We start from the raw sequence: 22145 nt of genomic DNA, 5'->3' as shown, positions 1-22145 counted from the left end.
ATTTCTCTAATTGAAGTCTAGAGAACAAAGCGAAGGTGACGAAAAAAATCTCTGTGGATTCAGAAAGCTTGAAAGCGATCGGTTTCTCTTAAAATAGGATTAATATCAAACCAACGTCCCCAGCGATCGCGATATTCAAAAACAAACATACTCCCAAGTAAAATTTGATATTCTTCTTCTCCTTTGATAGTTTGTCTTTCCACTACTTGTTGGATTAAGTTCCATTCATGGTCATCGATAGCTAACAGTAAATCATCTCGATATCCTTTAATTACATTTTCTAAACATTGCTGCGAAAAAGGAGGATCTTCTTGTTGCAAACAATTAAACAATAAACCTAATAAATTTCGCACGTGACCGCCGCTAATTCGACATAAGCGTTGGAGGGTTTCTGGAGTATCAAAAACTTGGGGAATTAAATTTAATCTAGTTTCCTCATCTAATTGAGGAAAAGCTCTTGCTAATACCAATTGTCGGAGCAAACTCATACCTTGAGTATTTTCCTTACCATCTCGTTGTTGCAGAGGAACCATTGGTAAAACCTTGGGTGCTACGCCAGCGCCAAGACGATTTTTCAGTGCTTCATATTCATTAGAAAACATTAACGAAAGGGGTAAAGTATAAACCACATGACACTTTAAACGGCGTAACTGAGGACCGCGATCGACAAACAAATATTCTGGTAATAATCGGGCATGAGTTACCTTTTGAGCAGCAACTCGGTCTAAATTATCGACAATAACAACTAAGCCTTTTTTGCCCCGATATTTTAGTTCTTGGATACCGCGTTCTAAAATTTCTTCATTAATTGCTCGGAGGATACCTTCAGTGCGAGGTTCGAGAGATTGGCGGAGTTGTTCGCGTAATTTGGGACTTTCTTTGGTTTTGGCAGTAATACGAGCAATTCCGACCGAAAGTTCGGCTTCTGCACCCAATTCAATCGGCGATTGCAGAAAATCTTTAATTTCGCCGAACAAATTGGCAAAATAACCTGGTTGAAGACGAATATCCATTGCCTCAAGACTTTCACTCACCGAACGAGCGATCGCCAAAAGAATATCACTAATGTTGATATCCGCCATATCCAAATCGCGGCTAGATTCAAAGTAAACTACATGAAATTGCTCTTCTTCAAGCTGCGCCTTGAGTCGAAATAGTTCAGTAGACTTGCCACAGCCAATATGTCCGGTAAATAATTGACAAGTAGGTTCTTCTGGGGAAAGACGAGCGATCGTTCGACCTAATGCTTCAACGATTTTTCCTCCTCGTACCCCAGAAAAATCAATATAATACTGACGGTCTTCAGGATTGGTCAGAACTAAGGTTTTACTTGGATTACAGGCTTTGTAGAATCTTGCTAAATTCAGTTTCATTGCAAATGAGCGCTATTTAAGCAACAGCAGTGGCACTGTGAGTGCAAACTTCTAAGCATTTAGTCTACATTTTTCTCTGGTCAGAGTTAAATGACCGAGATCACCGTAAAGGGAGCAAAGAAGTTAGCTCGTATCCGTAGATTCAAGGAAAGTTCAAGAGTAAGAGGATCTTAGTTCTTACTGCCAAGGCTTTACCCAAGTAGCCAGAGATACTAAGTTGACGAGGAGAATAGGGATAACTTTGGTATGGAAGTGATTAAATGAAAACAGCACCGCAGCAAGTGCTGGTATAAAAGGAGAAACTAACCTTAAAAAAAGGGTAAGTTTGTCCTAGTTATAGGTGACTGTCCCCGTAGAAAAAGATTATAGACCTTCGGCGATAGAGGTAGTAGATGAATTGCATCGCATCAGTTTCTCTCACAGAATTAAAACAACGGCGGCAAAAATTACAACGCCGTCGGCAGATCAGATCGTTACAAGCAATGTGGCGATCGCTAGTAGTAAGCGGTATGGCAGGTGGATTATGTTGGTCGCTCGCGTTACCTTATTGGGCGATCGAACAACCCCAACAAGTAGACATCGAAGGAAACGAATTTCTGGACAAAACGACGATTCGTTTGCTGTTACCATTGTCTTATCCAGAATCCCTGCTCAAACTCCAGCCGCAACTGCTCTCCCAACAGCTAGAATCCACTGCACCGATTGCGAAAGCAAGAGTTATCCGTCAATTGTTACCTCCGAGCGTAACAATCCAAGTGCAAGAAAGGCGACCTGTAGCGATCGCTTTTCCCTCAACCAAGTCAGTTCAAGAAGCAGGAACTAGCGAAGCAGAAGTAGGATTTTTAGACGAACAAGGTGTCTGGATGCCAATTACCAGCTATACAGGTTTCGATCCCGACACGAAACTGCCAACTCTCAAAGTCATTGGCGAAGCAGAGCAATATCGTCACTACTGGTCGGAAATTTATCAAATAATTAGCCGTTCTCCAGTGCAAGTTTTCGAGATCGATTGGCAAAATCCGGCTAATTTAGTCCTGAAAACCGAGCTAGGCAAAGTTTATTTGGGTTCCTACTCAGCTAACTTTGGCGAACAAATTAAGGTTCTCGGCAAAATGGGTTCTTTGTCCGATCGCGTTCATCCCAGCCAAATTGATTATCTCGACTTGACTAACCCTGAATCTCCTTCTATTCAGTTAAAAACCAAGCCATCAGAACCCAAAAACCCAAGTACAGCTCCTCAAGAATAGCTAGCTCCTAGCCAATGGCGATCGCACCAATTGAACCAGATCTCGACTTGGATTTAGTCGAGAAACAAGCAAGCGTAGCGATCGCTTTCACCAAAATCGATTTGGATTACAGTGGTGCTACAGGTACAATTACTACCAAAAATCTACTTCCTACTCGGTTGCTAGTCTCTAGAGATGTAATAATATTGTGTCTGTTTAGGTTCCGAAGTTGCTGGACGCGATCTTCAAGCTTAACAAGTGTCAGAAAAGCAAGCGCACAAGTGTGAAGGTAGGCTGAGAATGAAAACTAAAATAAACGATCGCGCTTTTTGACACTGAGCCATCAGATAATAGTTAAATAAAGGTTACTTCTACGTTCTCAAATCTCAATTAATTAATTTGTCGATTAACAATCACCAAATACAATGACGGTTAATAGTAAACTAAAGCTGAACAATACTTATAGCAATAACAACGAATACGGTGATTTTTCGGTCACTGTAGATAGCGATCGCTCTTTTAATAATTCTGGTTTACCTTTTGGACAAGGTAATGATTCCAGGGCAAGACCCAGAGAAGATAATCGTGGTGATAGCATCGTGCCTAGTAGCTTTGCCAAAATAAAAGTTATCGGTGTGGGTGGCGGTGGTTGTAATGCCGTTAACCGCATGATTGAGAGTGGGGTGAGCGGAATTGAGTTTTGGGCGATTAATACTGATGCTCAAGCTTTGGCTCAAGCTAGCGCCCCGAAACGCTTGCAACTCGGACAAAAATTAACCCGTGGTTTGGGTGCAGGTGGCAACCCGGCGATCGGTCAAAAAGCGGCTGAGGAATCCCGCGATGAAATTGCCTCGGCTTTGGAAAATACGGATTTGGTCTTTATTACGGCTGGTATGGGTGGCGGTACGGGTACTGGTGCAGCACCGATTGTCGCTGAAGTGGCTAAGGAAATTGGCTGTCTGACTGTGGGAGTGGTGACTCGTCCTTTTACTTTTGAAGGTCGTCGCCGCACGACTCAGGCAGAAGAAGGGATTGCGGCTTTACAAAGTCGGGTCGATACTTTGATTGTAATTCCCAATAATAAGTTGTTGTTGGTCATTAACGAACAAACGCCTGTACAAGAGGCGTTTTTGGTGGCTGATGATATTTTGCGTCAAGGAGTACAAGGTATTTCTGATATTATCACTATTCCAGGATTGGTGAATGTTGACTTTGCTGATGTGAGAGCGGTAATGGCTGATGCGGGATCGGCTTTGATGGGTATCGGTGTTGGTTCGGGTAAGTCTCGCGCTCGCGAAGCCGCAGAATTGGCAATTTCTTCGCCTCTGTTGGAGTCTTCGATTGAAGGAGCAAGAGGTGTGGTATTTAATATTACGGGTGGCAGAGATTTGACTCTCCACGAGGTGAATGCGGCGGCGGAAACGATTTATGAAGTTGTCGATCCCAATGCAAATATTATTTTTGGTGCGGTGATTGATGACAAAATGCAGGGCGAAATTAGAATTACAGTGATTGCTACTGGCTTTAGTGGCGAAACTCAAGCCCCGCCAACGGCAAGCCGAGCGACAACGCCGCAAAATCGTCCGGTAACTCCTCCACCAGTCAGACCTACTTCTGCTCCGGAAAGCGATCGCGGTAGCGGTGGTAGTGGTTTGGATATTCCTGATTTTCTCCGCCAACGTCGTTTTCCCCGACGTTAACAGGTGACAACTAAACAAAGGTTATTGACAAAAAAACTTTGATAATGGAAACAATTAGGACATTCAGCTAGGTGAAAATTTGTCTAAGTTAAGTGAAATTCAGTTTGAGATTCCCGCAGCTATGACGATCGCTGGTTCTGATAGCGGCGGAGGTGCGGGTATTCAAGCGGATTTACGCACTTTCGCTTTCCACTGCGTTCATGGTACCAGTTGTCTTACTTGCGTAACGGCACAAAATACTTTAGAAGTGACTGAAGTTGCAGCAATTTCTGTCGCAGTGGTAAATGCACAAATTGAAACCGTTGTCAAGGATATTAAGATCCAAGCAGTCAAAACAGGAATGTTGCTGAATGCGGAAATTATGCAAGCGGTGGCAAAACAGGTGGAAAAATCTAGTTTGCCTAACTTGGTTGTCGATCCGGTAATGGTATCCCGCAGTGGAGCGCAGTTGATTGATGACGATGCCGTCGCTTGCTTGCGAGATGTTTTGCTGCCGATTGCCTCAATTGTCACGCCTAACCGTTATGAAGCACAAATTTTAAGTGGCTTGACAATTAATACATTAGATGATATGAGAGCGGCGGCGGAGCGAATTCATCAATTGGGAGCAAAAGCAGTGTTAGTAAAAGGGGGAGCAATGGAAGGAAGTTTACGCGGCACAGACGTGTGGTTTGATGGGCAAACGCGGTCAACATTAAGAACAACTACGGTAGAAACCAAAAATAATCACGGCACAGGTTGCACCTTAAGTGCCGCGATCGCGGCAAATCTAGCACGAGGAAAAGAAGCACTCACAGCAGTTCGCCTGGCTAAAGATTACGTGACCGCAGCACTAAATTACGCACTCGATCTTGGTCAAGGTAGCGGACCTGTAGGACATTTTTGGGCGCTACTGGGCAACCACGGGGAGATTGCTACAGAAAAGCAAACCTAGAGGTGCATCCCCGAGCCAAAATCGCGGTAAATTAAACAGCGAATTGATTAGACAAATTTTGCAAAATATTGCCTTATATAAATTGTTGATGATGCCATGACCTCTAATCCCCAAACTAATTATTCCCAAAATCCTACTACTGATGCTGCAAGCAGGTATCGTCCCTCGGTGCCAATTTCGGTTTATCGGGAACTAGCAACCGAGTTACAAACCACACAAGCACAGCTAGATTCACTCAAGACTCAAAATCAGCAGTTAGCCCAACAAAATGCCCAGTTACGGCAAGAAGTAGCCAAAGTTCTCCAATCGGCTCAATCTTTAGAAAAAGTTTTGACTTCCTGGGATGCTAACAGTTTTTCCCCCGCGATCTCGCTCGATCCCGTAGAAACTCCAGCGCGAGTTCCCCCACCACCAAAAGCCGTCAAACCTAGGGAAATTCCCCCCCCACCCCCACCAAAAATGAATCCTCCTGCACCACCTCCAGAAAAATTGGTAGCCGAAATTCCTCATAAATCTCGTCGTCCCACTAACTCAGAAAGTTCATCATCTGATGTTAACGGTTGGTTACTAGCGATCGCGATCGGAGTGATTGTCTTCTCAGCTTTCACTGTGAGCTTTTTCATTGTCCGTCCTCTGTTGCAAAATAACAATAACAATTAGGGGAATTGGGGACTGGGGATTAGGGATTGGGGATTGGGGACTGGGGATTAGGGATTGGGGATTGGGGATTGGGGACTGGGGACTGGGGACTGGGGACTGGGGACTGGGGACTGGGGACTGGGGACTGGGGACTGGGGATTGGGGACTGGGGATTAGGGATTGGGGATTGGGGACTGGGGATTAGGGATTGGGGATTGGGGACTGGTAACTGATAACTGCTAACTGCTAACTGATACCTGATAACTGATACCTGATAACTGCTAACTGATAACTGCTAACTGTTTACTGATATGGGCGCAATTCAAGCAATACGAGGAACGAGAGATATTCTGCCAGAGGAAGTTGGTTACTGGCAACAAATAGAAACCGTAGCCAGACAAATCCTGCAAAAAGCGGTATATCAAGAAATTCGCACGCCAATTTTTGAGCAAACCGACTTATTCGAGCGAGGTATTGGAGAAGCTACCGATGTAGTCGGGAAAGAAATGTATACATTTTTAGATCGAGGAGAGCGATCGCTGACTCTACGCCCAGAAGGTACTGCGGGTGTGGTACGCTCTTATATTGAACAAAGTCTTTACGCTCAAGGTGGCGTACAACGTCTTTGGTACACAGGACCGATGTTTCGCTACGAACGTCCTCAAGCTGGTCGTCAGCGACAATTTCATCAATTAGGAGTTGAAGTATTAGGTGCGAGAGATCCCAGAGCAGATGTGGAAGTTATCAATCTCGCTACTAATATTTTACAAGCTTTGGGGCTAAAAAATTTAGAACTCAGTCTGAATTCGGTTGGTGACAGTGAAGATCGAGAAAACTATAAACAAGCACTGGTAGACTATTTAACACCTTACCAAGCTGAGTTAGATCCAGATTCTCAAGAACGCTTAAACCGCAATCCGATGAGAATTTTGGATAGCAAAGACAAAAGGACTCAAGAAATTACTGCTGATGCACCGAGAATACTCGATTATCTCGGTACTGACTCCCAGCGTCACTTTGAGTTAGTGCAGCAGTTATTGACTGATTTAGACATTACTTACCAAATTAATCCTCGTCTCGTGCGCGGTTTAGATTACTACACTCATACCGCTTTTGAAATTCAATCCCAAGATTTAGGAGCGCAAACAGCAGTTTGTGGTGGCGGACGCTACGATAAACTGGTATCGGAATTAGGCGGTCCCGATACTCCCGCAGTCGGTTGGGCGATCGGTATGGAACGCTTGATTTTATTATTACAACAAATGCAAGCAGCACCAAATCCAGCCATAGACTTTTATCTCGTTTCTAGAGGAGAAAAAGCCGAACCCCAAGCTTTGATTTTGGCAGAAAAGATGAGAAGCGCTGGATTTACGGTAGATTTAGACTTAAGTGGGAGTGGCTTTGCTAAACAATTCAAAAGAGCGGATAAAAGCGGTTCAGTAGCTTGCTTGGTGTTAGGAGATGCTGAAGCTGAAAATCAGACAGTTAAACTAAAATGGATGGCATCAAAAGAACAACTAGCGATCGCACAATCTGAGTTACTCAACTCCACTGACAAACTTCGACAGCAAATAGATGCTTTAGTGAAAATTTAGACAGCATGAAACAGAGTAAATAAGAACTGGTGACTGAGGAAAATTAATAAGGTATTGGCAAAATGAGCCAAATTTTAACTCAAAAATCTTCAATACCAAATCTTCCATCACCAACCTTCGATCGCTAGGGAAAAAAAAATGGAATACTGGGAATTTCTGCTTCAAAAACAAGGTGAACGTACTTGGCAAAAAATTTATAAACCAAGTTTAGAAATAGAAGAAGGTAAATATCGGGTTGTCAGTCATTCTTCCCGAAATAATTGTGATGTGGAAATTCGCGTCACTCATTTAGACACCGAAGCAGTACCACCAAAACGCAGGATCTCCAAGCGATCGCGTCGCACTAATTCCCAAGGTTTAATGGTAGTTATTCCTTATACTTATCTTAAACCTGGTGTTTGGGAATTTCGCTGTTGTGGCGATATTATGTCAGATTTGCTTGGCGAAACTTGGCAAGAAATTGTTAAATTAGATATCCTACCTAGCACTAATAGGAAAAGTTTACCTTCACATCCAGCAATAGCAAGAGAAAGTCAAACTGAAGAAATAGAAAACCGACAAATAAGTCCTTCAACTACAGTTCCTTCTCTTAGAAATACACCGATAGAACTATCAGAAGCTCCAGAAATTGAGTCGGAAGAGGAGCTTTCTTTGTTCCCACCCCAACCAGTTACTTTTGTTGCCGAAAATTTACCTTCTTTAACTGAAATTGAAACGGAAACATCTCTAGAAGAAAAGGGAATTTCTAGTGCAAGTGCTACCTCGAAAACAGCAGAAATTTTGATCGCCGATTCAATTGCATCAGAAGAATCGCTAAAAAATGCTGAGTTAGACTTAGATGAAATATCTACCAATGTAGAAACAAGTTATAATAATCGCTCTCTACACAAAGAAGAAAATTCCCCAGGAGAAATAAGTATTTCCTCACCATCGATAGAGGAAAAAAAATTAGTCAATAGCGTGAATGAATCAGACTTTTTCTGGGGAGAAACTAATAGTGACGATCCGGAAATATTGACCTCGGAAACTGATTCAGCAAAAGAATTAAGCTGGTTAAACGATTTCGAGGAAATGAGAACTAATGATTTAGAAAGCTTTACCTCGGAAGACAGTACCAATACGGAAATTAGCTCGGNAATTAGCTCGGAAAATGAGTTAAGCTGGCTGAGCGAAATTGAGTCAAATGATGATGAGTCAAATGCGATCGCGGAAAATTTGGCTCAGACAGATATTGATTTAACAGACAAAGATGAATCCGAATTAGGAGAAGAAACTGAGAATGATGAGCTAGTTGACTCAGATATTTTCTGGGAAGAAACTAAGCAAAATAATCCGACAACAACGGCAAATTCTTTAATAGAAAAGTCGGTGCAAGATTTAGAGGAAATTTTGCAGCAGACAGTAGAGCCATTATTAGCAGAGTTAAAAGAGCCTCCTAATGATAGTTTAGAGACTATAACGGATATTGAAACGATAAAAGATGCTGAAACTGATGTTGAATTACACTTAAGTTTAACAGAAGAAATTTTTGTCAGAAATCAGTTAGGTAATTTAGCGATCGCGGGAAGTATTGACACTGTTGAAGAAACAGCAGCAGCATCTAGTTTTACTTTAACTGGTAAGTTGATTTTCCAACTACGCGATCCCCAATCTAATGAAATTTTACTCGAAAAAGAACGGGCTTTAGTCGAGAAAAGTTTACCATTTAGTTTTAGCGATCGCTTAGAGATTCCTCCCGAATGTCAAACTCGTTTGATTTTAGGGGAAGTGATTCTGCAATCTTCCTCTGGGGTGATTTTAGCAAGTAAAATCTTTACTGTAACTGCCGATGTTCAAGAATTGTTAAAGATATTTAACCAAGAAAATAGCGATCGCGCAACAGAAAAACAAATGCAGCTTGTCGAATCTTCTTTACCAAAGCAGAAAAAAGCTGTAGCGTTGAGAGAAGATTTCATCCAATTAGCTAAAAAAAGCGAGCAAGTTAAGTCTACAAAACGCTCGTCTGGTCAAATTATACCGCCGAAAATTGGTCGCTCGATTGCGGAAGAGAAAACTTTTAAATCTTTACGATTACCTAATTTTGGTAAACCTCTTGCTTTAAAAGTTAATACCGATCCCGATACAGAAACTTCAGTAGTTTTAAACTTGGAACAATTGCAAGATTCTGTGCATCAAGCGATCGGCAAAACTAACGGAAATGGTAATAATAAAATAGCAGATTCAACTGCGGTTGAGGATAGTTCAGAAAAATCTCTGGAAATTGCCTTGACAAAAGATACAAAAGATGATATAGAGGAAAAGCAAGAGATTATCGGCGATGCGATCGCGCACGCAGAACCAACAAGCGAATTTGACTCAACTGATAGCGAACAACCAGAGATAGCAGAACCAGTCTCTCAAACTTCATCAAAAAACCAAGAAGTTACTGACAGCAACAACTTAAAAAATGAGCTAGATCAAGAAGATTTGTTTGATTTTTCGTCTCAACCAGAGGCAAAATCTTCAGAAATTGTTGTTGAAAATGACGAAATTTCCAGAGATGAATCTTTCAACGAAAATATTTTTGCAGAAGATTTTACTGATTTCCCTGCTGAAGAAATTAGTAACGAAACTTCTTCAGAAAAATCAGCAAATGAAGATAATACCGATCTTTGGTTTAGCGATGAATCGAGAAACGTTGAAGATGAGTTTAAAGCTTTGAAAATGCAAGAACGTTTCTTCTCCAGACTTAACTCATTAGCAACAGATATCGAGGGACGAGAATTACTTCCCAGCGAGTCACCAGAGGAAGATAACGAACCAGCAGAAGAAGAATTAGCTTCCTCAGTCGAAACAGAAATAGAAGATTTTTCTCTAGATTTTACTAGCGATATTCCCGACACCGAAGAACAAGAAAAAGAAATCAATTCCGACCAACAGAAAATAGAAGAGGAAATCATTAATCTTACTGAAGAAACACCAGAGTTAGCTACCGAAGAAATCGAAGCAGAAATTTCTTCCGAAGAACCACCTAACGAAGTAGTAATCGACGAAACTACCGACGAAATTGTCATCGAAACAGAAGACGAAATCGATTTAAGAAATAATACTACCGCAGTTGATACTTCTGGTTTACCTTATCCCGCAGAAGTAACCCAAATTCTACCCAAATCAGCGATTTTTTCTCAGCCACAGTGGAAAGGAGAAGTTCCCACTCCCCAACTAAGTATTTCAGAAACAGAATTAATACCTGGGGAACCGATGCGGGTGCGGGTGAAATTATCATCTTATCCTGGTTCAGTTTACATCAAATTGTGGATTAAAGACCGTCAAACGCGAACCTTACTAGACGGACCTCATGCGTTAGTAGACTTAATTACCAATCGTTTTAGCGAATTAGAAACCATTGCTCAGATGAAAGTACCATTAGGTAGTATGGAAATTAGCGTCGAAGCGATCGCTATTTCTCCGGAAACTCAACGGGAAAGTCATAAAGCTATCCTCAACCACGTGGTACTTCCTCCCGATGAACTTGATTTTTCTTTTGATGATTTTTAGAAGATTTGCGAACCTTAAAAAGCATAACCTAACCCCCAACCCCTTTCTCTACAAGGGAAGGGGGAGTAATTACATTTAAACTTAACAATTTTTCTCCCCTCTCCTCGTAGGAGAGAGATGTTTAAGAACTCGATAAAAGTAATACCATTTACATAAACTAATGCTACAGACGCACACCCTGTAGAGACTAAAATGCAACGTCTCTACACAATTTAATGTAGCGTAGATAAAGTAAATTGGTATAATAGTTTCATTCATTTAACAATAGTTTTTCCATCCTTACCATAACCTAACCCCCCAACCCCCTTCCCTACAAGGGAAGGGGGAGTAATTACATTTAAACTTAACAATTTTTCTCCCCTCTCCTCGTAGGAAAGGGGTTGGGGGAGAGGTTGTTTCTTGCTTTTAAAAATTCGATAAAAGTAATAGTTTCATTCATTTATTAACTACCCAAGTTTTCACGGTTTTGTCAGCACTTCCACTAACAATAGTTTTTCCATCCTCAGCAAAAGCTACCGCTAAAACTTCTTTTGAATGTCCTTTAAGCGTCGCAATTTCTGCTTTTGTTTTCAGTTCCCACAACTTGATATTATTATCCCAACTACCACTAACAAGAGTTTCTCCATCTGGACTAAAAGCTAAGGAAGAAACTCGATCTCCATGACCTTTAAGAGTACAAATTTCTTCTCCAGTAGCGAAATCCCAGAGTCTAATTGTTCTGTCAAAACCACCTGTAGCAAAAAATTCTCCATTAGGTGAAAATTTTACTGCTAAAATCCCTGAATTCCCTTTAACTGAACGAGTAATTTTCCCATCAGGAAACTTTCTAATTCGGAGGAATTTTTCTAACCCACCACTGAGAAAATATTTGCCATCTAAAGTAAAAGCAATAGATAAAATTTCGGCTGAATAACCTGTCAGATTAGCTACTTCTTTTCCTGTACTTAAATCCCAAATTTTAATAGTTTTATCGGCACTTCCCGAAAGTAAAATTTTTCCATCGGGGCTAAAACAAGCTGATGTAACTGTATCTGAATGACCCCTAAACCAACCACCTAAAGTTTGCACAATTTTTCCAGTGTTTGCTTGCCAAATTTTGATAGTTTTGTCAGCACTTCCTGATGCAATTAATTTCCCATCGGGACTAATAGCTAAACAATAAATTCGCTGGGAATGTCCGGTTAAAGTGTGAATTTTGCGTCCTGTATTTAGCGATCGCACGAGGATCGTCCCATCATAACTAGCAGAAATAAGGGTTTTTCTTTTTGGTCTAATCGCAACCGCAGTTACTCGATCTGAATGTCCCTGAAAGGTGTATTCATTTCGCCAAAGAGCAGTTTTTTTATTTTGTTGAGTTGAAGATTTGCCTTTTGCTTGTTTTCCAGAATCGGCAACTTTTGATTTAGAATATTTGGCTTTTTTTTGTTTTTCAGGATTAGAAACTTCAGACTTAGATGTTTTTTCTTTTTGTTGAGTTGAAGATTTGGCTTTTGAAGTAGTTTGCTGTTCGTAAGTTGCGGATTTTGTTGTTGGGTCTTTTACCTGACTAGAAAGTTTTAATTCTGCGGCTTTACGAAAATCTGATTCTGCTCTTAAATTATAACCTAATTTTTCGTTAATAAAAGCTCGATAATAGTAAGCTTCGATATAATTTGGTTTGAGTTTAATTGCTTGGGTGAAATCTTCAATAGCATCAAGAAAGTTTTCAGATTGAGCATTTTCTACCCCTCGTTGATACCAAATTTCGGGTGAAGTTGGTTGAGTAGAAAACTGAGTTTTACTATCATTTTGACTAAAACTGTTAAAGTTAGGCTGATAAGATTTTAAATATTCGTAAGCTTCGTTTATTTTCTTGAATTCAGCTTCAGCTTTTTGTTGAAGCTGAGGATTATCGGTAAAACGATCTGGATGCCATTCTTTGGCTTTTTTGCGGTAAGCTTGTTTCAGTTCTTCAGGTGACGCACCAGGTTGAAGTCCGAGAATTTGATAATAATAAGTAATGTTACTCATAGAAATTATTTTGAGAGAATTATGAGCGAGTTTGCTTTACTTCTTCAAAGTAACAAAATTAAACTTATTCGTCGCACTGAGTAGACTCTCGCTATACTATTAAGTAGATAGCTTGGTGATAAGAAGCATATTTTGTAATTCTTAATTGCTAGAAATTACTGAGTAGCATTACCCTAGAAATAGACAGGTTGAAGTGGGGACAATTATGGCTTATCAAGGTAGCTTAGGTGTAGGTCAGCAGTTAACTGTCGAAAATCACGGCGATCGCACGCTGATTACTCTAACTAGTAGTAGTGTCGGACAGCAGCAAAGTCAAAGTATTAACTTGCAAACGGGTAGCTGGATTTCACCTCCAAGTCTGTTTCGTACTTCTACAGGTTTTGTTTTGGCAATTCAAACTGCACAAAATAAATATTTTGTCAAGCTCCAAGAGCAAGGAATGACTACTCTCAACACAGAACCTTCCTTAGCAAATGCGGACGTAATGCTATTAGAAAAAGTCGCTGACGCATCACCAATGGAACCAATAGAACCAATGTCACCAATGTCACCCATGAAACCCATGAAACCCATGAAAATGGGCGATATGGAGATGAATATGAACCCAATGGAAATGCGTATGGGTAACATGAAAATGGAGATGGGTAAGCCCCTAGAAATTAAGTCAGAACGTCGTTTTTGTACTCAATGTGGGAGTCCGGTGCAAAAGAGCGATCGCTTTTGCGCGTCTTGCGGTCATCAGCTTTAGTCAGTAGCCGCATTTACCAACTACAAACTACCAAATACCAACCTAAATAACTAATGACATACTGTCTGGGGATCGTCAATAAATCGGGTTTAGTTATGGCTGCTGACTCGCGAACTAATGCGGGAGTTGACTATATTTCTAGCTACAAAAAACTCTTTGAATATTGTCAGCCAGGAGAACGAGTAGTTATCCTTTGTACCTCCGGAAGTCTTTCGGTAACACAAAACGTAATGACTTTGTTAAATCGAGAGATAAAAAGTCAGGAAGAAGTGAATATTACCACGCTTCCTAGTATGTATGAAATTGCGCGTCACGTAGGTCAAAAAATTCGTCAGGTTCAAGAACAAGATCGTCCTTGGTTAGAAAAAGATAACATTGATTTTCAGTGCAGTATTTTGCTTGGTGGTCAAATTAAAGGAGAAGAACCGCAACTGTATTTAGTTTATTCCCAAGGAAACTTTATCCAAGCTACGAAAGAAACTCCTTTTTTACAAATTGGCGAAACTAAGTACGGAAAACCGATTTTAGATCGAACTTTGCATTATGAAATGTCTTTAGATGAAGTTGCTAAATGCGCTCTTTTATCTATCGACTCAACCATGAAATCAAATATCTCCGTAGGTCCGCCGATTGATGCGATTATGTACTTAGCAGACAGCTTTGAAATTCATCATAAACTGCAATTGCGACTCGGTGCGCCTTATTTAGCTAAGATTCGTAAACTATGGGAGCAATCTTTACGCAAAGCCTTTGAATCTATGCCTAATATAGAGTGGCAGCAGGAACTTTGCGAAGACCAAGACGACATCTTGATCGACTGAGGAATCTGCGATTGAATTCCCCCGTTAGTGGGAAGAGGCAAAAATCATGAAACGCCTATATTTTCTGAGTGGAATTTACAATTGGTCGCGTATAATTATCGGCGCGATCGCAGCTTTCGGCTTTGTCGAAACAGTGTTTCTCACTGTGGCTGAATTATCAGGGAAATCAGCCGAAATTTGTCCGACTTCGGGCTGCGAACAAGTACTAGAAAGTTCTTATGCGAGCATTTTTGGTATCCCGATATCTTTGTTTGGTTCCCTAGCTTATGGTAGTGTAGCCGCGATCGCTTTAGCACCTTTGGTGTTAAAATCAAGTTTAGGTAAAGAAGCGCGATCGCAACTCGAAGAAATTAGTTGGTATGCGCTACTGGCGATCGCAACCGCAATGGCTATTACTAGCGCCTACTTAATGGGCATAATGTTCTTGGTAATTCAAGGTTTATGTCCTTATTGCATCACTTCTGCCTTATTATCGACAACTTTGTTTATTTTGACCGTCTTCGGTCATCGATGGAAAAATATGCAGCGATCGCTGATTACCAGTTTAATTGTCGCCCTCGTTACCATTAGTGGCGTTTTTTGGGTTTATACTACGAACAACGCTCAAGTAGCAACAACTGTAAATGAACCGGCGATCGTCGAAACCGCAGGAGAAAGCGGACCGGAAATTACTCATACCTCTGGAAAATCCGAAATCGCCTTAGCCAATTATTTACAAAAAATTGGCGCCAAACTTTACACCTCTTATACTTGTCCTCACTGCTACGAACAAAAACAATTATTCGGTAAAGAAGCTTTGGCTGCGATCAAGGATATCGAATGTCATCCCCAAGGTAAAAACTCTCAAACTCAACTTTGTCAGCAAGCAGGGATTCAAGGTGTTCCCGCTTGGGAAATCAAAGGAAAACTTTACCCCGGAGTCCAATCTTTAGAAAAATTAGCGGAAATCTCTGGTTACACAGGTTCCCAGGATTTCAAATATCCCTTTCCTTACCGCTAAAGCAGAGAAATACGAAGAGTTGGCGATCGATCGCGAGTCCCAAACCTGTTCCTCCTGTAGCGCGATCGCGACCCCGATCGACCCGATAAAAGCACTCAAAAATGCATCTTTGTTCAGTTGAAAATATGACAGATAAAGGTCGTTGAGACAAAGGATGAATATAGTTAGTAAAAGTATAGTCAAATATAGACAGACTAAATTTCATTGCAGAAATTTCCTTCGCTTTTACTTTGAGAGATTGATTCTCCTAGGGTGAACTACGCACCTCTCTATCCCATAGCTAGTGAAAGCCTTTGGGAATGCTTTTGGAATTAACTTAATTAGAACTTAATTGATTATCTCCACCGATTGTGATTGCTTTCTAGTCCTATAGAACTTGATTGGTTACAAGTGTCGCACTCTAGAAGGTTTTTCACCCGTACAAAAGCGGTTTCACAGACTCTTATTCTAGTGTAGAGAATAGCATATATGACTTGATTTGACCATATTTGTATTTAAACTTTACAATACTCTCACAAACTGTATCTCTACTCACTGGTCGCTTTTAACTGGGTGCTATCCACCTTGCTTGGGGCAGATTTCAAATTCAGAACGTGCGCGGAAGAAGCAGACATCAAACTCAAAGAAGAAATTAGCTTGCCCCAAAATTAGAGGCAAATTGGGTGCTTGTGTCCAAGCAAATGCAAGATTAACGGTGGGGAATGAACTGATTTGAGCATCAACAACAACTGCGCGAGCTTCAAATCGAGCCAAGTTTCCTGTCAATCCAACCGAGAGACTCTCATTCTCCCAGAGCAAACCCAGTTGTATTCCCAACTCGTATGGCAAAACATTAACGCTTGCACCTGTATCCAGTAAACCCTCACTCTTCAAGGATTGACCATCAAGGCTGAGGGTCAAAGGCAAGTACGGCATTCGATCAACCATGCCAAGGCTGCTGTCAATAATTTTGTAGGGAAATCTTTGAGCGTTAGCCATTCTTTTCTTGCTGCTTTGTCGCCAGAAGATCCATCAGGACATTAGCAGCCTCAGAGCAATTATAGGGCGACCAGACAGGATAATCTTGGTTTTCAACAAAGAAGTTTGCATCTTCTTCTTTGACCAGTTCTGTTGCAAGAAACTGCATTAGCCGAAGCTTGTCAATCTTGGAAAGCTCTTGGATTTGTAACATGAGTTCAGCCAATGGCATTTGAGAATCTCCTCATTTGAAGTTTATTGAAAAGATTGGAGATGTTAGCTTGTTGCATTGAGGCAAATTGCTATCACCTATTTATTTTACCAATGCTTTTAATCTCCGTTTGTGTATACGCGATGCCTTACGGCGGGCTATGCCTAAAATCTTAAACTCGGCACAATCACCGTCTTAATCGTCCGATACATTTGAATCGTTAGACTTTTGAATAATGCTACTTCTAGCTGCTTCTAACTTTCGGCGAATCGCAGCTTGAACTTTCTCATCAAAATCAGGATCGTCAGGACTGGCAACGATTTTGAGCGGATGTTGATTAATTCTGTCTAAGTAAGCCTGAAAAGCAGCCTTATCCCCACGATGCTTGAGGAAGTAGTTTCTTAATTCAGTAGTAGACATAGCATCATAGTTAACCTGGCTCATCAGCAAATTCTCCATTAGGTAAAATCTGAAACTCAATCTCCTCATCATCTCCAGCTAATATATAAACATTACCTGTCCGGTTATCGACACAAATAAGGTGTATCGGCTGAAGCATGACATACGTTAACTGATAGCAGATGCGATATAAACTCTCCAATTGTCTGGCAGTAGGCATTCTGGACACTCACTACACCTGGACTTATTTTACTAGGTGTTCACTGAAGGCTGGAGTCATTGCTGGTTATCTCTAAAATTCTACTCCCACTGGCGCGATCGCCGGAGGCGCGATGCTACGATGGTCAAGGTTTGGCTCCTGGTTTGAGGATGCTGAAGGTGTAGCGGAAAGTAGGTCGGCTGCATGGCGTTGTTATACATCAAACTTATTGGGGAGCGATCGCGATATCGAAGTGCAGCACTTCTTCTCTGACACCGAGCTTACTGTAGAGTTGGATTGCTGGTTCATCACCTAGATCAGCCTGAACAAAAATTACCCACGCATTTCGTTCTTTGGCGATGGGTTTGAGTGAATCAATGAGTGCAGTCGCGATTCCTTTCCTTCTAAAAGATTCCTTAACTGCTAGATCATAGATGTAGATTTCGCTGCGCGTTTGCTCAACTTTTTTTAACTCATATGCAGTTAAACCGCCCACAACACGATTTTCAGCCCATGCAATCATGGCGATGAAGGTTGAGCTATCCAATAACTCACCAAGATACCGATCCGATGGTTGTTTTTCTTGATATGTATCCGGCTCGTTGAATTCTGTTCCAAAGCAATCCAACAGATCCCGCATTAGCAAAATATCACTACTCTTAAGCTGTTTGATCTCAAAATTCATCTCGAAAGCCGTGAGCGCTACGTTGGCGTATAACTATATATTAGACGGACTTTTTCCACATAACACCCCAGATGTGGATTTTATCAAGAATTTATCGCGCGATCGCGGTAGGCGTGGTAATTGTCGGAGGCACGATGCTACGATGGTCAAGGTTTGGCTACTGGTTTGAGGATGCAGCAAGAGGATTGAGATTGATGGTTCACCAAATCAAGGGCATATTTCACTTCCAGAATCTATTTGGGGTTCAACGGTGAAGTTGTGCGGCGGCAGATAACCTCGAACACCCACCGATAACTTCTGTTCCGTCCGCACCAACGCAGTGTTAGCTGGCTGGCAAGCGTGGTTCAGTTTTCATAACTCATCCATACGCACTCGCAGTATATGACGATTTGGATCTGCGAATCTGGTTCTCCCATGAAGCACTGTCCTATTTTCCAGAAATAACATTTCGCCGTTTTCTAACAGCAGCCTCATTGTAGAGGGGTGAGCTTCGATATGATTTCTAAAGAAATTCAAAGCCCAAATCTTAATTGCAATATCTTCATCTGAAAGTTTGCTGTGTCTCAACCCTCGTTCTATCGTATCAAATCTATATCGAATACTTCTTTCATCGCAGATAATAGGCGCAAATACTATATGGTCTTCATTCTTGTTCTCGCTGAATACACTTGGTGTAGCGAAAGGGAAAAGTGAGTTCTCTAAAATACTTAGACACTCTCTTCCATCTTTTGTCTTTCGCAACGTGTTGATAATATCTTTAAGCCTTAATATTGTTGTTGCCCCCCCGCCGCAAGCTGCTCTCTCTAATACAAATAGCGAAATATATCGTTCTGGATTTACTCGATACTGATTATCTGTGTGTAACGGGGCTTCTAAATTATGTTCAGAAAAAGTTGGGAAACAACTTATTTCATTTCTAAGTTTAATGTCCCAAATATAATCTTTCTTCCCAGGATTATGTTCTACAGGAGTACCTAGTTGCGAACATAAACCAAGAAAGAGATTTCTTTTTAGATTTGTATCCAGATCAGAAGTGTTAAGGTCACTAATAATCACACAGCCAAATATACAAAGCTCATAGTTTATGAGTTTGACAAAATCTGATAAGCTCTTGCATTCAGCAAACTTAGACTTCCAGGAGAATGGGCAGTCATCCTCAACATTTTTCAAAATATAATTAGATATTTTGATATCTTTTAAACTTATTCTTCTAATCATCTTCTTTATCAAGGTTAATATACCAGATATCAGAAGCCTTAATTGAAAGTTTTGCAAACGCTTTATGTGGATGTATACTCTCATCCAATTCAACAGAGACTTCAACTAAATCGCTTGAGCCAACTTCTGAGGCTATAGAAACAGCAACTTCTCTACACAAGTCTTCACAAAATTGAGGTTTTGCATGACTTTTTTGAACTAGAGAATGTTCATCAGGGCGTTTCAGAACAGATTCCACCAAGTGAGCTACTCTGCTAATGCAAAGATATAGGCGCTGCAATGGAATTAGATCATTTTCAGAACTTACCTTGACGGATAAAGTGCCTCTCTGAGAATGTGTAAAAGTGGGTGGAACACATTGCATGATTGAATTGTTGAAATGATCTCCTAGAGATGATCTCAAATCTTGCTCCGCTTTAAGACGGCTGTATTTCATCGTGCAAGGGCAAGCAGTCATTACTTTGATATTTAATCCGATTGTATGCAATGTGTGAGAATCAGAAATTATAGAACTAGCAGTGATTGAAATAGGTTGTTTTGAACGAGTTCTACTTCTTGGGTTGAAAGTTTGAACGTAAGAGTTAACTGCTAACTCAACCTCTGATTTCTCGCTCTTTTGCACTCTCTTAGCTTGGATAGCAATAAAATCAGAAACCTCCGCTAAAGTATTCCAATTTTGTTGAATGTCGAGGTTATTCAGAACCTCTTGCAGCCTACTCATATGTATTCCCCTTTGACTGGGGTTTAGGTCTACGAAAACACTGGCTTTCGCTTCAACATGATCATACTGATTAGTAAAAGGATTCATTAAGCTAAAGAAGCAAGTAGAATCTGAGGTTCCAACAGACTGAATATAGATGGGATGTTGGGGTGACTTTGCTGGAATATCTGTCAGTATAGAGCTTGATAAATTATCACTAGAGTTCAGACATAGAAAATCTAAAGCTCTTTCTCCTGAAAGTATTGAAAGTTTATCTTGCTCTTTTCCAAGTGCATTTAAACCGAGCATATAGCCAGCACAAAAACCCGGCAATCCATAGAACTCATGGGCAAAATTATAATAGCAATTCAAGGTTAATCCCGTTCTGCGCTTCGTATATCTAATCCAATCATCAATAGACTGATTATTCAAGTGAACAGCTATGTCATAATCTAAACGTAAAGCTCTTTCAATCAGTCCAGTTAATAAAACTGTTTTTATATTAAATGAATTAAAAGGATAGTTAATTGGTCGCGCTATCTCTCTTTCACTGTCAATTAGATACAGAAATTCTCTTTCGCTTGTCATTGCAGAAGCTTCTAATGTAAGTAACCATTCAGGATTGAGATAACAACCGGCTTCTGGGAAGTTTTGAAGATGCAAAAGATGCGTTGCATCATGTAGAAGCCGCCAAACAAGCCACTGGCTACTTTTTAAGTTTGTTCGATCATATGTCTCAAGTAAAAGTGGATGATTTCCAGCGTTTAAGTACCAACGTTTCCAACAAAGCCTTGCAACCTCATCTTCTACATAAGAAACTTTTGTTTGGTTACTAGTCAAAGGTAGAAAACTAGATATAACGGGGAAACTCCATGATTCAATTAAATACTGAGAATTTTCACTAGGAAGACTATCCTCATTTAGGGATTGAGCAATCTTTTCAGATAAACTTGCGCGGGTAGAATTTAGATGATCGCAGAGTTGCTCTAGCCAAAAATCTGCCGAGATTTCATAAGGAATATCTCTAATCTCTGCCAAGCTAATGACTTGCCTAATATCTGAAGGTAGTGTTTGCGGAATTTTAGAGATATCTAGATCTAGTCCTGTCAACTTTAAATACTTTTCAAGTTGGCGTATAGCTGAGACTCCAGATGATTTCTCAACAACTGCTTTAGCTAAACAAATGTCTTGCTCTTCATTATTTAGATGACGGCTAACTGCATCATCAAACAATGCTCTTGCAGCCCATCCACCTTTCCAATCTAGTAGATTTTTTACTTCACTCGAATCTCTCATTTCAATAAATCCTGGAATCTGTGACGGCAAGTTTTATCCAATTCATAGATTTTGTCAATAACTTCTCTATCCATGTCTGATGCCCAAAATTCAAGACGACTCTCAACAGCTTGTAATAGATTTCCAGCAATTTCAGCAGCATTGATAGCACCCTCTGGTGTCTGTGTACCTGCATATCTATGAAAATCTGTTGCAACACAACCTGGATAGCAGACAGTGATGCTAATGCCTCTCGTTGCAGCTTGTTCTCTTACACACTCAATAAAATGTTCTACTCCGGCTTTAGCTGAAGCATAGTAACTCCAATGATAATTTGGGATTTTCGCAGTTAGAGAAGATATCCAGCATATTTTTGAATTCTTAGGTAGCACATCGATCGCTTCCCTAATCCACAGAACTGTTGACGTGTATGAAGTTTGAATACACTGAACGATTTGTTCATTTGAAAAGCTTAGGACATCACCGTACAGTCCTTGTGCTACACACAGAATCAACACATCAGGTTTAACAGTAGCAAGAGTAGATCTAGTAAGAGAAATGTCATTGAAATCCTGCTTTATAAAATTTATTTCTGAATTTTTCAAGTTATCAGTTTTTGTCCTGGCTACTACGGTAACAAGATATCTGTTCTCTATGGCTTTTGTCGCTATAGCCAGCCCTATACCTCTAGACCCACCAACAATTAGTAAATTACTTCTGTCAACCATGCACAACTAGCTCTATATCTTACTGATTTACAATCAACCCTTCCGGGGGGCGATCTATCTCAAAATTTTTTGTCAGTAGATTTTTTAACCTTAGCCGACTCAACGAACCCAGCTGACTATATTTTAGGTTAGACGGATTTTTTCCGTCTAACCTAAAATATTTGGGTTTTATTAAGAATTTATCCATCCG

20 protein-coding genes are annotated in these 22145 nt (G+C 40.6%); 9 read left to right on the top strand and 11 right to left on the bottom strand.

What is annotated here, in order from left to right; translation table 11 throughout:
• Positions 1-59 precede the first annotated feature (59 nt).
• Positions 60-1373, bottom strand: a complete 1314-nt coding sequence (locus G3T18_RS00795; protein WP_224408605.1) for a P-loop NTPase fold protein — start codon at positions 1371-1373, stop codon at positions 60-62.
• 392 nt (positions 1374-1765) lie between these two features.
• Here G3T18_RS00795 and G3T18_RS00790 point away from each other — a divergent pair, with 392 nt between their 5' ends.
• The 5 genes from G3T18_RS00790 (at position 1766) to hisS (ending at position 7467) form a co-directional block, all read left to right on the top strand.
• A complete protein-coding gene (locus G3T18_RS00790; RefSeq protein WP_224408604.1) occupies positions 1766-2620 on the top strand; it encodes a cell division protein FtsQ/DivIB in 855 nt (284 codons plus the stop codon).
• A 404-nt stretch (positions 2621-3024) separates the two neighbouring features.
• Positions 3025-4299 carry a cell division protein FtsZ gene (gene ftsZ / locus G3T18_RS00785; protein ID WP_224408603.1) on the top strand — a complete coding sequence of 425 codons (1275 nt, stop codon included), beginning with the start codon at positions 3025-3027 and terminating at the stop codon, positions 4297-4299.
• Positions 4300-4420: 121 nt separating this feature from the next.
• On the top strand, positions 4421-5233 hold the full coding sequence (thiD, locus tag G3T18_RS00780) for a bifunctional hydroxymethylpyrimidine kinase/phosphomethylpyrimidine kinase (protein WP_224408658.1): 813 nt from the start codon (positions 4421-4423) through the stop codon (positions 5231-5233).
• Between the two features lie 96 nt (positions 5234-5329).
• Positions 5330-5893, top strand: a complete 564-nt coding sequence (locus G3T18_RS00775) for a hypothetical protein (RefSeq protein ID WP_224408602.1) — start codon at positions 5330-5332, stop codon at positions 5891-5893.
• 290 nt (positions 5894-6183) lie between these two features.
• Positions 6184-7467 (top strand): histidine--tRNA ligase, encoded by a 1284-nt coding sequence (gene hisS, locus G3T18_RS00770; protein ID WP_224408601.1) that lies wholly within the window; start codon positions 6184-6186, stop codon positions 7465-7467.
• A 3972-nt stretch (positions 7468-11439) separates the two neighbouring features.
• Here hisS and G3T18_RS00765 read toward each other — a convergent pair.
• Positions 11440-13014 carry a WD40 domain-containing protein gene (locus G3T18_RS00765; protein ID WP_224408600.1) on the bottom strand — a complete coding sequence of 525 codons (1575 nt, stop codon included), beginning with the start codon at positions 13012-13014 and terminating at the stop codon, positions 11440-11442.
• A 205-nt stretch (positions 13015-13219) separates the two neighbouring features.
• On the opposite strand from G3T18_RS00765, the gene G3T18_RS00760 reads away from it, so the two are divergent.
• The 3 genes from G3T18_RS00760 to G3T18_RS00750 are packed head-to-tail and all read left to right on the top strand — an operon-like array spanning position 13220 to position 15583.
• On the top strand, positions 13220-13762 hold the full coding sequence (locus G3T18_RS00760; protein ID WP_224408599.1) for a zinc ribbon domain-containing protein: 543 nt from the start codon (positions 13220-13222) through the stop codon (positions 13760-13762).
• Positions 13763-13815: 53 nt separating this feature from the next.
• Entirely contained in the window at positions 13816-14583 is a 768-nt protein-coding gene (locus tag G3T18_RS00755; protein ID WP_224408598.1) for a proteasome-type protease, read from the top strand.
• A gap of 46 nt (positions 14584-14629) precedes the next feature.
• Entirely contained in the window at positions 14630-15583 is a 954-nt protein-coding gene (locus tag G3T18_RS00750; protein WP_224408597.1) for a vitamin K epoxide reductase family protein, read from the top strand.
• Here the strand turns inward: G3T18_RS00750 and G3T18_RS25675 are convergent.
• The 6 genes from G3T18_RS25675 to G3T18_RS00720 all read right to left on the bottom strand — a co-directional run bounded on the left by G3T18_RS25675 (position 15558) and on the right by G3T18_RS00720 (position 18034).
• Positions 15558-15788, bottom strand: a complete 231-nt coding sequence (locus G3T18_RS25675) for a hypothetical protein (protein ID WP_318013909.1) — start codon at positions 15786-15788, stop codon at positions 15558-15560. The genes G3T18_RS00750 and G3T18_RS25675 overlap by 26 nt on opposite strands.
• A 350-nt stretch (positions 15789-16138) precedes the next feature.
• Positions 16139-16561 (bottom strand): retropepsin-like domain-containing protein, encoded by a 423-nt coding sequence (locus G3T18_RS00740; protein WP_224408596.1) that lies wholly within the window; start codon positions 16559-16561, stop codon positions 16139-16141.
• Positions 16554-16772, bottom strand: coding sequence for a hypothetical protein (locus G3T18_RS00735; protein ID WP_224408595.1), 219 nt, complete (start codon positions 16770-16772; stop codon positions 16554-16556). Before G3T18_RS00735 ends, G3T18_RS00740 begins: the two co-directional genes overlap by 8 nt.
• A 174-nt stretch (positions 16773-16946) precedes the next feature.
• Positions 16947-17195 carry a DUF6887 family protein gene (locus G3T18_RS00730; protein WP_224408594.1) on the bottom strand — a complete coding sequence of 83 codons (249 nt, stop codon included), beginning with the start codon at positions 17193-17195 and terminating at the stop codon, positions 16947-16949.
• On the bottom strand, positions 17182-17370 hold the full coding sequence (locus tag G3T18_RS00725) for a DUF6888 family protein (protein ID WP_224408593.1): 189 nt from the start codon (positions 17368-17370) through the stop codon (positions 17182-17184). The genes G3T18_RS00730 and G3T18_RS00725 overlap by 14 nt, the downstream gene beginning before the upstream one ends.
• A 205-nt stretch (positions 17371-17575) precedes the next feature.
• The gene (locus G3T18_RS00720) at positions 17576-18034 is read right to left on the bottom strand and encodes an AAC(3)-I family aminoglycoside N-acetyltransferase (protein ID WP_224408592.1); all 459 of its coding nucleotides are present in this window, start codon (positions 18032-18034) and stop codon (positions 17576-17578) included.
• A gap of 71 nt (positions 18035-18105) precedes the next feature.
• Here G3T18_RS00720 and G3T18_RS00715 point away from each other — a divergent pair, with 71 nt between their 5' ends.
• Positions 18106-18288 carry a hypothetical protein gene (locus G3T18_RS00715; RefSeq protein WP_224408591.1) on the top strand — a complete coding sequence of 61 codons (183 nt, stop codon included), beginning with the start codon at positions 18106-18108 and terminating at the stop codon, positions 18286-18288.
• A 97-nt stretch (positions 18289-18385) separates the two neighbouring features.
• Here the strand turns inward: G3T18_RS00715 and G3T18_RS00710 are convergent, their stop codons facing one another.
• From G3T18_RS00710 to G3T18_RS00700, 3 genes are read right to left on the bottom strand one after another with little or no spacing between them, the layout of a single operon-like run.
• Positions 18386-19252, bottom strand: coding sequence for a TauD/TfdA family dioxygenase (locus G3T18_RS00710; RefSeq protein ID WP_224408590.1), 867 nt, complete (start codon positions 19250-19252; stop codon positions 18386-18388).
• Positions 19245-21278 carry a GTP cyclohydrolase, FolE2/MptA family gene (locus tag G3T18_RS00705; RefSeq protein ID WP_224408589.1) on the bottom strand — a complete coding sequence of 678 codons (2034 nt, stop codon included), beginning with the start codon at positions 21276-21278 and terminating at the stop codon, positions 19245-19247. Before G3T18_RS00705 ends, G3T18_RS00710 begins: the two co-directional genes overlap by 8 nt.
• On the bottom strand, positions 21245-21955 hold the full coding sequence (locus G3T18_RS00700) for an SDR family NAD(P)-dependent oxidoreductase (protein ID WP_224408588.1): 711 nt from the start codon (positions 21953-21955) through the stop codon (positions 21245-21247). The genes G3T18_RS00705 and G3T18_RS00700 overlap by 34 nt, the downstream gene beginning before the upstream one ends.
• Positions 21956-22145: the final 190 nt, after the last annotated feature.

Origin of the sequence: Oscillatoria salina IIICB1 (genome assembly GCF_020144665.1) — a bacterium.
Lineage (GTDB): Bacteria > Cyanobacteriota > Cyanobacteriia > Cyanobacteriales > SIO1D9 > IIICB1.
This window is presented reverse-complemented; position numbering and strand designations above follow the sequence as displayed.